Genomic DNA, 12,497 nt, shown 5'->3' on the forward strand with positions numbered 1-12,497 from the left:
AGCCCGGCAGGACGCAACTACGAACCAGAAGCACGCACCCGGGGACCACGGCGTCCTCGGGGTACCTATTCAGTGTTACGGCTGGGTACCTAGGATGGCCGGTTGCCTACCGCGCCCGCCCTCAGATGCCTATCCTTGGTTAGGTTCGTCCTACCGGCCGTGGGAGGAGCGTCGATGCCGCTCTCGGAGAACGAGCAGCGCATGCTCGAGCAGATCGAGCGCGCTCTTGTCGAGGACGACCCGAAGTTTGCGAGCACTGTCCGCTCGGCTACTCCGCGTACCTATCTGGTCCGCCGGATTCGCCGCAACGCGGTGTTGTTCGTCCTCGGGCTCGCGATGCTGATTGTCGGCGTCGTACTCAGCCAGCTGCCGGTACTGACCGTCGTACTGGGCATCCTCGGCTTTTCGATCATGCTGACCGCCGCCGTCCGCGGCGCCGGCGACCTGCGCCGCATGAGCGGCCGGGGCCCCGACCAGGGCCGTCGCGCCGGCGCCCCCCGCCGCCGCACCCGCCCCAGCGTCACCGAGCGCTTCGAGGAGCGCTGGCGTCGACGCTGGGAGGGGTGAAGCGCGTTTCTGGGCGAACCAGAAACATCGCGTCGGTCAGGGCTTGTCGCGTTTCGGGTCGGGTGGCGGTTGGACCTGGCGGAGGAGCAGGCTGGCGGGGGCTACGGCGCCCGCGCCGAAACGGGCTCCGGCCGCGTCGGTGGCCCGGTCCAGCTGGGGCCAGCCGGCTGGGCGCTCGTCGAAGGTGAGTTGGTGGCCGGTGTCGGCGGCGTCGGTGAGGCTCGCGGCTCGGACGCCGACAAGCCGGACGGCCCGCCCCGCGATCCCCGCCTCGTGCAGCAGCGCCAGCGCCGTTCGGTAGATCTCCTGGCTCACCGCGGTGGGCTCACGCAGCGTCCGCGCCCTCGTGACCGTCGTGAAGTCCGCGAACCGGACCTTGATCCCGATCGTGCGGGCGGCCCGGCCGCGTGCCCGCAGCCGGCGGCCCACCTGGCCGGACAGCCGCAGCAGCTCACGCGCGAGCTGGTCCACCTCGGCGACGTCCACGGGCAGGGTGTGCTCGGCGCTGATACTGACCTCGGTCGTGTCCGGGTCGACGGCGCGCTCGTCGCGGCCGTGGGCGAGCGCGTGCAGGTGGTGGGCGACCGCGTCGCCGACGGCGTGGCGCAGGGTGAGCAGCGGGCAGTCGGCGATGTCACCGATGGTGCGCAGCCCGAGTCGGTCGAGCGCCGTCTCGGTGGCCCGCCCGACTCCCCACAGCGCGGAGGTCGGCAGCGGGTGCAGGAACGCGAGCACCTCGCCGGGCGGGACGACGAGCAGGCCGTCCGGCTTGCATCTGGTCGAGGCGATCTTCGCGACGAACATCGTCGGCGCGACGCCCACCGAGCAGGTGATCCCCTCCTCGGCGAGCACCCTGGCGCGGATCATCCTGGCGATCTCGGCGGGAGTCCCGAACAGCCGGCGGGCGCCGGCGACGTCGAGGAACGCCTCGTCCACGGACATCGGCGCCACCAGCGGGGTGACGTCCCGCAGGATCGCCATCACCCGCCGCGAGACCTCCTGGTAGCGGTCCCGCTCCGGCGGCAGCACCAGCGCGGCCGGGCACAGGCGACGGGCGCGGGCGATCGGCATGGCGCTGTGGACGCCGTAGGCGCGCGCCTCGTAGGTCGCGGAGAGCACCACCCCGCGCGGCCCACCGCCGATGATCACCGGCTGGCCGCGTAACTCGGGCCGGGCGAGCAGCGTCACCGCGGCGAAGAACGCGTCCATGTCGACGTGCAGGATGTCGCTGCCCACCGATCCGGCCCCGCCGGTGGCGGTCTCGCCGGGCGGGCTCCCGTCGGGCCCGCTCCTGTCGGACGCGTTCCTGTCGGTCATGGCGCGGCCGGGACGCGGCGGGCGAGTACGTGCAGCTGGGCGGCCAGGTCACGGTAGGGCGGACGGGTGGACACGGCGGCCTCCAGGTCGGCGAGCTGGTCGGCCCAGGCCGCGGGCGGTTCCCGCTCGCCCTCGCCGCGGGCCGGCGGGGGCGCCGCGGCCAGGTCGGCGAACACCCGCACACCGTGGACCGCGACCACCTCGGCGCCGGCCGAGCGCACCAGGGACATGGCCTCGGCGGTGTCGAAGCGGCGGATGGGCTCCCCCGGGACAGTCTGGCCCGCCGGGTCGGTGAGCACCCGGGCCGCCTCGCCGAACCTGCCGGCGAGCGCCCTGGCGAGCACGGCGCCGGCCCGGCCGGCGACGAGCAGGCTCAGCCAGCCGCCGGGGCGCAGCACCCGCACCGCCGCGGCGAGCGCCTGCTCGGGATCCTCGACCTGGTCCAGGACGGCGTGGCAGAGCAGCAGGTCGGCGCCGCCGGCGGCGGCGACGGCCGGGCCGGCGGCGGTGGCGAGCTCGGCCAGGTCTCCCTGGCTGCCGGTCACCCGGTCGGCCACACCGGCGTCGGCGGCGCGCCTGGCGAGCGCGGCCAGCGCGTCCTGGCTCGGGTCGACGACCGTCACCCGATGCCCGCGCTGCGCGAGCGGCACGGCGAAGCCGCCGCTGCCCCCGCCGGCGTCGACGACGGTGAGCCCCGGCCCGACCGGCCCGGCGGCGGCGAGGATGTCCTCGAGCGCCCGCCACACGGCCGCGTGCCGCGGGTCCGACGAGGAGGCGGGCGGGCGGGCGACCGTCATCGGGCAGGAAGGGAGAACCCGATGACCACGCCGACGACCAGCCCACCCACGGAGACACCGGCGACCGTCATTATCCATCGGGACATCGGCTACCCCCACGCTCGGTAACAACGGCACCCGCAAAGATAACCGATGGTAATCGAGTGGAAGCGACTCAGCCACGGTGTCCGGCCGCCGCGCGGTGGGCGCCCCGGCGGCCGGGCTCACCGGAAGTCCCGGGAGCGGCGGGCGACGGCGATCGGGAGACGTTCCAGACGCTCGGCGATCACGTTCACCACGCCCTCGGCCTTCTCCAGCCTCCCCCTGACGATCAGCGCGGGCGCGCAGGTCGCGACCGTCCGGTGGCGGACCCAGACCCCCCGCGAGCAGATGACGTTCACCAGCCCGGTCTCGTCCTCCAGGTTGAGGAAGGTGGTCCCACCCGCGGTCGCGGGGCGCTGCCGGTGGGTGACCACGCCGGCGACCACGACGCGCCGGTCCGTCTCGAGCCCGGCCAGCCCCGAGGCGACGACCACTCCGAGCGCGTCGAGCCGGTCCCGGACGAACTCGGTCGGGTACCGGCTCGGCGTGATCCCGGTCGCCCACAGGTCGGCGACCACCTCCTCGGCGGCGGTCATCCCGGGCAGGTAGGCCGCGACCGCCGCCGGGTCGGCACCGACGGCCATCCCCTCGAGCCGGCCCGGTCGGGCCTGGGCGGCGGCACCGGCCGCCCACAGCGCCTCCCGCCGGGCCATCCCGAAGCAGCCGAACGCGCCGGCGGTGGCGAGCGCCTCCAGCTGGGCGGCGGCCAGGCCGGTCCGCCGGGCGAGGTCGGCCGGATCCCGGAAGGGGCCGTCCGCGTCCCGGGCGGTGACGATCTTCTCCGCGTTCGCCGCGCCGATGAGGCGCACCCCGGCCAGGCCCAGCCGGACGGCCGGGTACCGATCGGCCGCCTGGTCGGTGTCCACCAGCCAGCCGGCGCCCCGACCCCCCAACGCCACCGTCGGGGCCGCGAGGGCCGCCGGGGCCGCCGTCGCGAGGGGGGCCAGGTCTGCCGGGGTTCCCGCCGGATCGACGGGGTTCCGGCCTCTCCGGGGTCCTTGCGCGATCGACTCAGCGGCGCCAGCCCCGCCGGCCCCGCGCGGGCTGGTCGGGCCGGTCGGGCCGGTCGGCGCCATGGCATCCCAGCGGACCTCCCGGATCGCCGGCCCGGCAGGGGCCCCTGGCCTCGCCGGGCCGGCGGGAACCCCGTCCGCGGGCTGGCGGGGGGCGGGGATGTTCTCCAGGGTGGTGGCGGCGGCGGAGACGTTCAGGTCGGGGCCGTGGACGGTGACCCCGTGGCGGCGGGCATCGGCGACCAGGCTCTGCGGGGAGTAGAAGCCCATCGGCTGGGCGTTGAGCAGCGCCGCGCAGAACGCCGCCGGGTAGTAGAGCTTGATCCAGGCGCTGGCGTAGACGAGGAACGCGAAGCTCACCGAGTGGCTCTCCGGGAAGCCGAAGTTCGCGAACGCGGCGAGCTTCGTGTACAGCTCGTCGGCCGTCTCCCCGACGATTCCGTTCGCGGCCATGCCCTCGTAGAAGCGGGCGCGCAGCTGGTCGATCCGCTCGGTCGCCCGCTTGGCGCCCATCGCCCGGCGCAGCTGGTCGGCCTCGGCTGCCGAGAACCCGGCGATGTCGATGGCCATCTGCATGAGCTGCTCCTGGAAGAGCGGAACGCCCAGGGTCTTCTTCAGGGAGCGCTCCAGCAGCGGGTGCGGGTAGGTGACCTCCTCGGTGCCGTTGCGGCGCCGGATATAGGGATGTACCGAACCGCCCTGGATCGGGCCGGGCCGGATGAGGGCCACCTCGACGACCAGGTCGTAGAAGCGGCGCGGGCGCAGCCGGGGCAGGGTCGCCATCTGGGCGCGGCTCTCCACCTGGAAGACCCCGATGGAGTCGGCGGCGCAGAGCATGTCGTAGACCGCCATGTCCTCCGGCGGGATCTCACCCAGGTCCAGGTCGCGGCCGTGGTGGGCACGGATCAGCTCGAACGCGCCGTGCAGCATGCCGAGCATGCCCAGGCCCAGCAGGTCGAACTTGACCAGCCCTGCGGTCGCGCAGTCGTCCTTGTCCCACTGGATGACGGTCCGCCCGGGCATCCGCGCCCACTCCACCGGCACCACCTCGGCCACCGGCCGGTCACAGATCACCATCCCGCCCGAGTGGATGCCCAGGTGCCGGGGAAACCCCAGCAGCCGCCCGGCGAGCCCCACCACCTCGGCCGGGATCTCCGGCCCGATCCGATCCCGCGGCTCGGGGCTGGCGGCCGCCCGGTCGGGCGGTGCCGCCGAGACCGCCGCGGCTGGGGCTGGCCCGGCCGGCGCTGCCGCTGCCGGCGCTGCCGCTGCCGGGGGTGCCGCTGCCGGGGGTGCCGGGGCTGACGCCTGGGTCGGGATGGCCGGTGCCGTGGTGGTGGCGGGCAGCGGGGACCAGCGGTCGATGCCGGTGGACCAGGCGTCCTGCTGGCCGGGCGAGAAGCCGAGCGCGCGGGCGACGTCGCGCACCGCCGAGCGGGACCGGTAGCTGATGACGTTGGCCACCTGGGCGGCCCGGTCCCGGCCGTAGCGGCCGTAGACGTACTGGATGACCTCCTCTCGCCGGCCGGACTCGATGTCCAGGTCGATGTCGGGCGGGCCGTCGCGCTCCGGGGCGAGGAAACGCTCGAACAGCAGGCCGAAGTGGACCGCGTCGACGCCGGTGATGCCCAGCGCGTAGCAGACCGCCGAGTTCGCCGCCGAGCCGCGGCCCTGGCAGAGGATGTCCTCTCGGCGGCAGAACTCGACGATGTCGTGGACGATCAGGAAGTAGCCGGAGAAGCCGAGCGACTCGATCAGGTTGAGCTCGTGGGAAAGCTGGTCGTAGGCGCCGACCGCCCGCTCCCGCCACGGCGGGCCGTACCGGCGGGCGGCGCCCTGCATGGTCAGCAGCCGCAGCCAGCTGGCCTCGGTGTGCCCGGGCGGCACCGGGAAGTCCGGCAGCCGGGGCGCGACGAGGCGCAGGTCGAAGGAGCATTCGGCACCGATCCGGGCGGCCGCCGCGACCGCGCCCGGGTAGCGGGTGAACCGGCCGGCCATCTCGTCGCCGGACCGCAGGTGCGCGCAGCCGGCCGGGGGCAGGTGGCCGTCCATCTCGTCGAGGGCGCGCCGGGCCCGGATCGCGGCCATCACCGCGGCGAGCCGGCCCGCCGACGGGGTGGCGTAGTGGACGTTGTTCGTGGCGACGCAGGTCAGCCCGGCTTCCTGGGCAAGCTCGTACAGGGCGTCGTTGCGGGCGGAGTCGAGCGGCTGGGCGTGGTCCCACAGCTCGACGGCGACGTTGTCCCGGCCGAACCGGGCGACCAGCCCGTCCAGGCTGTCCCGGGCGGCGTCGACCCCGCCTGCGGCCAGCGCGGCCGGTACCGCCCCTTTCCGGCAGCCGGTGAGGATCTGCCAGTGCCCGTCGCCAGCCGCGGCGGCGAGCACGTCCAGGCTGGTCAGCGGGCGGCCMTTCTCCCCGCCGGCCAGGTGCGCGTCGGACACGGCCCTGGACAGCCGCCGGTATCCCTCCGGGTCGCGGGCCAGCACGAGCAGGTGCTCGCCGTCGGGGTCGGGGCCGCCTGGGCGCGGGGCAGGCAGGTCGAGGGAGACCTCCACCCCGTAGAGCGTCCGCAGGCCCACCTCACCCGCCGCCTCCGCGAACCGGACCACCCCGTACATGCCGTCGTGGTCGGTGAGAGCCAGCGCGGACAGCCCCAGCCGGGCGGCTTCCTCGACGAGATCCTCCGGCTGGCTGGCCCCGTCGAGGAAGCTGAACGCGGAGTGGCAGTGCAGCTCCGCGTACGGTTCGCCCGCCAGCGCCGCGCCGTCGCCGCCGCGCGCGGCGGCGACGGCGGCCGCGACCAGCTCCGGCGCGGGGCGGTAGGGCTCGCGCCGCCGCGTCCACGCCGGCGCGTCCCCACCATCACCGTCCGGCCCGTCCTCGCCCCCGCCTGGACGGGCCGGACGGCCCGACATCCGCCGCTCCAGCTCCGTCCACGAAACCGCCGGATTCCACCAGCTCACCGCAACCTCCCGACCCATACACCCCAACACGGCCCGCCGTCCCTACCCGTACGACGCCTCCCACCACCAGCGGCCGGACTCGACGAACAGCAGGCAGGCCGAGCCGTCCTCGGTGACCAGCTGGAACCGGGCCCGGCGTCGGGCGGTGGGCTCCCACCACCGCTCGTCGACCGGCCACGGCCCGGCCCAGCCGACGACCCGGGCCCGTGGGCGGCCCTCGACGGCCAGCCAGGCCGGCGCCCCGGTGGTCGTCGCCCGCCCGCTGACGACGACCGGATCGCCGGTGGCATCAAGCAGCTCGGCGGGGCGGGGCTCGGTCAGCACGGTGGCCGGCGCCGGCGAGGGCAGCCGGCCGGGCCAGGGGGCGGCGGCCCGCTCCGCCTCGGCCGGGCCGCGTGGGCCGCGGGGCTCCCCCCACGGCACCAGCCGGACGGCGGCGAGCGGGTCACGCCCGCCGCGCACCTCGGCGGTGAGGACCGCCTCCGGCCCGAGCAACCCCTGCACCCGGTCGAGCGCGCGACGCACCCGGCCATCGACCGCTCCCGGCTCCCCCCACAGCCCCAGCTGGCGGCCGTCGGCGGCGAGCAGGTCGTGTGGGGTCACCCGGATCCGGATGACCCGGGCCGGTTGGGGAGGTCGCCCCAGATGCGACGGGGAAGTGGTGACCGCATCTGGGGCGGCCTGCCCAACCGGCCCGCTGACGGCGTTCGCGGCGGACAGCCAGCCGTCGAGCTGCCAGCGGATCCGGTCGGTGATCGCGGCGGCGGTCAGCGGGCCGTCGTGCCGCCAGACCCGGCGCAGCGGCTCGCCGTGCTCCGTCTCCGCCTCGATCGCGACTCGGGCGCAGGCCAGCCCCGCGGCCAGCAGCCTGGCGTGGGCGTCCTCGGCGAGCCGGCGGGCGGTGAAGACGACCTGGTCGACGTTGTCGGCCGGCGGGTCGAGCTCGGTCTCGACGGCGAGGTCCGGCGGGACCACCCGCGGCGTCGGCAGCCGCTCGTCGTCGCCGCGGGCGAGCCGGTGCGCGAGCGCCCCGTCCGGGCCGAACCGGACCAACACCTCCCGCGCGGGCAGCGCGGCGAACGCGCCCAGGGTGGGCAGCCCCAGCCGACGCAGCAGCCCGGTGAGCTCGGGACGGTCGAGCAGCTCCACCGGCAGCGGCGCGAGGAAGCCGGCGGCGGCACCGGCCGCCACGGTCTCGCCCAGCCGGGCGGCCACCATGGCCGCGAACGGCCCGTCGGCGATCCCGAAGGACGGGCGCGCCGCCGCCGCCGCGCCTCTGCCCGAGCCACCCCCGTCAGCCAGACCGGCCCTGTCGCCCAGGCCTCTCGGGCCGCTCCGGCGGGCCGAGCCGCGTGGGCCGCCGGTCGCCGCGGGCCCACGGGCCGCGGCGCCGGTCGCCACGGCGGCCAGCGCGGCGGTGACCGCGCCCCGGATCTGGGCGATCACCACGGCCTCGGCGCCGAAGTAGCGGGCGGCGCCGCGGACGGGCACGAGGCAGTCGCCGGGCTGGGTCACCTCGGCGCCGGGCACTACGGTCTCGACCGCGGCAACCACCGGCTCGAACAGCCGGGCGTCCCGCTCCGGGTCGGCGGCCAGCAGCCGCAGCTCGGGGCAGCGCCCCTGGGCGTCTCGACGGCGCAGCCCGGGCAGCACGCCGGCGGCGCGGGCGGCCGCGGTCACCGCCACGACCTGGTTCGCCTCGATGACGGCGGCGGGCTCCTCGGGACCGGCTCCCGCGGCCGTCGTCGGCCAGTCCGGGCAGTGCAGGGCAAGCATCCGCACAGGCATCTAGGCCGCCCTCTCGGCAGAGGACGGCCCTGGCGCGACCCGCGTCTCTCCGCCGGCTCGCGACCCGACGCCGGGGTCTCGGGCGGCGGCAGCCAGGCTGGTGACGGGATCCGCGCCGGCGACGGTGAGCCAGCCATCGCGCGGGCGGGCCGCGGCGCCGCGGCCGGATACCCGGACCAGCAGCCGGGCGCCGCGGAGGTGGCCGTGCCCCTGGCCGACGCCGTGGAAGGAACGCTCCCCGGCGGCCAGGCGCAGGTCCGCGCCGTCCCATCCCTCCCCGACCGGGACCAGCACACAGCCCCGCTCCCGGGCACGGGCCGTGAGCCGCCGGGCCGCGCTGGCCGTCCCGGCCGCCGCGCCCCGCGCCGGCGGGCGGACCGCGACCACGTCCAGGGCGTCGATCAGCGCGGCGACGACCACCGGCCAGCGCGGCCCCGGTTCGGGGACCAGCACCAGCCGCTCCAGCGCGATCCCCGCCTCGGCCGCCGCGAGCAGACCGAGCGTGGGGCAGCCGACCACCGCGCACCAGGCCCCGGCCCTGGACGGCTCGGCGAGCACGGTGAGCAGCAGCGCCGCCGATCCCTCGACGGCCACCGTCGCCCCGCGCGGCAGCGCGCGCCGGGGCAGCAGCGCGGCCAGCGCCGCCGGCACCGGCAGCATCCGGTCCGGGTCGGTGAGGTCTGGCGGGTCGGCCCGGCCCTCCGGGCCGCTGGCGATCTCCCGCAGGTCCCGCAGCTCCCGCAGGTCCCGCAGCGCGGCCACCACCGGCTCGGCGAACCCGTGGGCGGGATCGGCCGCCCTGGCGGGCGCCACGGCTATTCCGTCCCGGAACGGGCCGTCCCCGGCACCGTCCCGGTGAGCGCAGGCTGGGATGGCAGGCCGAGGACCTCCTCCACCACGCCGAGGAAGATCTCCACCTGCCGGACGAGGTCGTCGGCCTCGCGGGCGTTCACGACCGACAGCCCGGCCTCCGCCGCCGCCCGCCGCGGCGCGCCCGCGGCGAAGAAGTCCGCCCACTCGCCCAGCTCCGGGGCGACCTGGGCCAGCAGCCGCCAGGCGCTCACCGGCCGGCCGCGCCGGCCCGGCCGCGGCTTCGCCCGGGCCGCCAGCACGGCCGCGGCCACCCGGAGCGCGGCGAGGTGAGCGAGGGCATACCGCTCACCCGCCGGCCGGGCGAACGCCGCCTCGGCCAGCCCGTGCCGGGCCGCGGCCAGCAGGTCGTCCCGGGAACGGCGCGGCATCCCGGCCGCCGGGACCGCCACGCGGCGATCATCGGAGGAAACCTGTCCCACCCCCGAGGCAGACTGCGAGGACAACGGAGGCTGTGGAGGCCGCGGCGGCTGCGGGGGCCGATGGCGGACCGGGTGAAGGGTGGGCTGCTGGCACACGGGCTGCTGACGCATGGCTGGGCGCGGCGCTGGCTGAGCTGGCTGGTACGGAGTCGGCTGGCTGTTCATGTCCCACCCTCCGGTCTGGCGGCGTCCTTGCTGGCGTCGTCAGTGCTGACTGCGGGCTGACTGGCCGGCGCCCCACCCGTGTTCGAACACAAGTTCGAACACAACTGAAGGTAGCCCGGCCGAGAGGAGGCGTCAATGTCACCGGTCATGCCGTGTCGAGCCGTCGCGGCAGCCGGTCCGCACCCGGTTCCGCCGGCGAGTTTCCCTTGCGAGAAAGGCCTTCCCGCCGGTGCGACCGGCCCCCCGCCGCCGCTGGTCACCGTCGACCTGTGGCGGGTACCGACCCGGCGGGTCGGCGCGGCGCTGGTCCGGATGGCGCTGGGCGGGGCACGGCTACGCCGGGTCCCCGGGCTCACCTTCGCCAAGCTGGTCGGCACCGGCGCCCCCGGCGCCTTTGGCCCGCTGGACGCCGAGCCGCGCCGCTGGGGCCTGGTGGCCGTCTGGGACAGCGAGCGAGCGGCCGAGGCGTTCACGACCTGCGCCGTCGCGCGCTCCTGGGCCCACGCCGCCGAGGAGCATCTCCACCTGCGGCTACGGCCCGTCGCCACCAGGGGTCGCTGGTCGGGCCGTGAGCCCTTCGGCCGCCTCGCCCCGGGACGCCGAGCCACCGAGGAGGCGCCTGGCGGCCCGGTGGCGGTCCTCACCCGCGCCCGGCTCGCGCCCAGGCACGCGGTCACCTTCTGGCGGGCCGCTCCCCCGGTCGCCGCGGACCTCGCCGCCCTGGCCGCCGACCCCACCGCCGGACCGTGGCTCGCGATCGGCATCGGAGAGGCCCCGATCGGCCTGCAGGGGACGTTCAGTGTCTGGCCGGACCTCACCGCCGTCCGCGCGTTCGCCTATGGGCGCCCCGCGCACGCCGCCGCCGTCCGCCGCACCCCCGAGGTCGGCTGGTACGCCGAGGAGCTGTTCGCCCGCTTCGCGGTCCTCGACGCCCATGGCACCCTCGACGGGCGCGACCCCCTGCGTCCCGGCGGTGGTCGATGACCCCCGCCGGTCACGCGGACGCCCGTTCCGGGCGGTGGTGGTGGCGACTGGCCGGCGCAGCGCCACCCGGGCCAGAGCCAGAACGCAGACCCCGCCCAGTGCGCCCGCGGCCGCGATGACGAGGCCCGGGGCGATGAAGGTGCCCGCCAGGCCGCCGAGCGCGGCGCCCGCGCCCTGCGCCGCCATCAGCCCGCTGGCCTGCAGGGTGAAGACGCGTCCGCGCGCCGCCGGGCTGGTGGCGGCGACGACCAGCGCGTCGAGCCCCTGGCCGAACGCGATGCCGGTTCCCGCCACCGCCAGCAGGACGGCGGCGACGGGGATGGTCGGCGTCGCGGCGAACGCGATCAGGGGAAGCTGCATCAGCAGGGCGAGCGGCAGGAGGAGAACGCGCCGCGCACGCGGAGGAAACCGCGAGACGACGACCTCACCCAGCACGGCCCCCGCCGCGTTGCTGACGAACAGGACGCCCGCGCTCGACGCGGACGCGCCGGTGCGCACGGTGTAGGCGACGATCAGCGCCTCGGCGACGATGCCGAACGCGGCCGCCGTCCAGCCCAGCAGGACCAGCCAGCGCAGGGGCGAGGTCCCGGCCAGGTAGCGCAGGGCGGCCAGGGAGTCGCCGAGCATCGACCGGGCAGGCTCAGCCCTCTCACCGCCCTCGGCTCCCTCAGCCCTCGCGGCGCCCTCGGCCTTCTCGGCCCCTTCGGCTCCCTCGACGACCGGGCCGGCGTCTCCCCGGCGCCGGCCGCCCCTCTCGCCGGCCGGCGCGGGGGTGGCCGGCGACCGGAGTCTCAGCAGGGCCGCGGACGTGAGGAAGCTGGCCGTGTCCGCCGCCAGCAGCCAGGTCGGCCCCAGGACCCGTAGCGCGATGCTTCCCGCCGCCATGCCGGCGAGCAGCGCGGACTGGCTGATGGTGCGCAGCAACGACCTGCCCGTCGGGAAGGCGTCCGGGCCGAGGAAGATGGCGAGGCTCGCCGCCCGGGCGCCCTGGAAGACCGGCGCGACGGTCCCGATCACCAGCAGCAGGGCGAACAGCCCTGCGATCGGCAGCCCCGGGACGAGCATCGCGCCGACGCAGGCCGCGCTGATCAGGTCGCAGGCCACCAGCACCCGCCGGGCCGGGAAACGGTCCGCCACGGCGGAGAGCGCGGTCCCGCCGACGGCATACGGCAGGAACGAGAAGGTCAGGACCAGCGACGACAGGAACGCCGAGCCGGTGCGCTGGAACACCAGGATGCTCAGCGCGACCTCGGCGGCGACCGTGCCGACCATGGACACCGCGTGCGCCCCGAACACAGCCCGCAGCCCCGGGGAACTCAGCAGCGCCCGATAGCCGGGGGGCAGTCCGGGCATTTCGGTCGCGGCCATGGCGGAATCGTTCCACGCGCAATGTCGCACACCAGCCGAAATCAACTGCGACTGAGTAATCGATTAATGTCTCTCTGTCCTCTTCGTGGTCCGCTCCCCCCGTCGCCGGGCGCGCGACGGCACCGGCGGGTTATCGTCGACCTCCCGACTCCACGCCGAAC

At 76.3% G+C, this 12,497-nt stretch carries 8 protein-coding genes; 1 reads left to right on the plus strand and 7 read right to left on the minus strand.

Annotated elements, in window-relative coordinates; translation table 11 throughout:
• Positions 1–174 precede the first annotated feature (174 nt).
• Positions 175–567, plus strand: a complete 393-nt coding sequence (locus BCD49_RS05605; protein WP_007519222.1) for a DUF3040 domain-containing protein — start codon at positions 175–177, stop codon at positions 565–567.
• 36 nt (positions 568–603) lie between these two features.
• Here BCD49_RS05605 and dinB read toward each other — a convergent pair whose 3' ends face one another.
• The 7 genes from dinB to BCD49_RS46090 all read right to left on the minus strand — a co-directional run bounded on the left by dinB (position 604) and on the right by BCD49_RS46090 (position 12,336).
• On the minus strand, positions 604–1,884 hold the full coding sequence (dinB, locus tag BCD49_RS05610; protein ID WP_007519221.1) for a DNA polymerase IV: 1,281 nt from the start codon (positions 1,882–1,884) through the stop codon (positions 604–606).
• On the minus strand, positions 1,881–2,681 hold the full coding sequence (locus tag BCD49_RS05615) for a methyltransferase domain-containing protein (protein ID WP_007519219.1): 801 nt from the start codon (positions 2,679–2,681) through the stop codon (positions 1,881–1,883). The genes dinB and BCD49_RS05615 overlap by 4 nt, the downstream gene beginning before the upstream one ends.
• Before the next feature lie 203 nt (positions 2,682–2,884).
• Entirely contained in the window at positions 2,885–6,691 is a 3,807-nt protein-coding gene (locus tag BCD49_RS05620) for an error-prone DNA polymerase (RefSeq protein WP_083401286.1), read from the minus strand.
• A 90-nt stretch (positions 6,692–6,781) separates the two neighbouring features.
• Positions 6,782–8,527 (minus strand): DNA polymerase Y family protein, encoded by a 1,746-nt coding sequence (locus tag BCD49_RS05625; RefSeq protein ID WP_071041239.1) that lies wholly within the window; start codon positions 8,525–8,527, stop codon positions 6,782–6,784.
• Positions 8,528–9,280 carry a hypothetical protein gene (locus BCD49_RS05630; RefSeq protein ID WP_425343355.1) on the minus strand — a complete coding sequence of 251 codons (753 nt, stop codon included), beginning with the start codon at positions 9,278–9,280 and terminating at the stop codon, positions 8,528–8,530. It abuts the gene before it with no gap.
• Positions 9,281–9,342: 62 nt separating this feature from the next.
• Positions 9,343–9,768: an SAV_6107 family HEPN domain-containing protein gene (locus BCD49_RS05635; protein ID WP_007519070.1), complete on the minus strand. Its 426-nt coding sequence runs from the start codon at positions 9,766–9,768 to the stop codon at positions 9,343–9,345.
• Between the two features lie 747 nt (positions 9,769–10,515).
• Positions 10,516–12,336, minus strand: a complete 1,821-nt coding sequence (locus BCD49_RS46090; RefSeq protein ID WP_007519072.1) for an MFS transporter — start codon at positions 12,334–12,336, stop codon at positions 10,516–10,518.
• Positions 12,337–12,497: the final 161 nt, after the last annotated feature.

Source organism: Pseudofrankia sp. EUN1h (assembly GCF_001854645.1).
Taxonomy (GTDB): Bacteria; Actinomycetota; Actinomycetes; order Frankiales; family Frankiaceae; genus Pseudofrankia; species Pseudofrankia saprophytica.

What these genes read in the sequence shown, in the direction of transcription:
- BCD49_RS05605 (WP_007519222.1), top strand. Translation starts at nt 175, where the DNA reads ATGCCGCTCTCGGAGAACGAGCAGCGCATGCTCGAGCAGATCGAGCGC.
- dinB (WP_007519221.1), bottom strand. Translation starts at nt 1,884, where the DNA reads ATGACCGACAGGAACGCGTCCGACAGGAGCGGGCCCGACGGGAGCCCG.
- BCD49_RS05615 (WP_007519219.1), bottom strand. Translation starts at nt 2,681, where the DNA reads ATGACGGTCGCCCGCCCGCCCGCCTCCTCGTCGGACCCGCGGCACGCG.
- BCD49_RS05625 (WP_071041239.1), bottom strand. Translation starts at nt 8,527, where the DNA reads ATGCCTGTGCGGATGCTTGCCCTGCACTGCCCGGACTGGCCGACGACG.
- BCD49_RS05635 (WP_007519070.1), bottom strand. Translation starts at nt 9,768, where the DNA reads ATGCCGCGCCGTTCCCGGGACGACCTGCTGGCCGCGGCCCGGCACGGG.
- BCD49_RS46090 (WP_007519072.1), bottom strand. Translation starts at nt 12,336, where the DNA reads ATGGCCGCGACCGAAATGCCCGGACTGCCCCCCGGCTATCGGGCGCTG.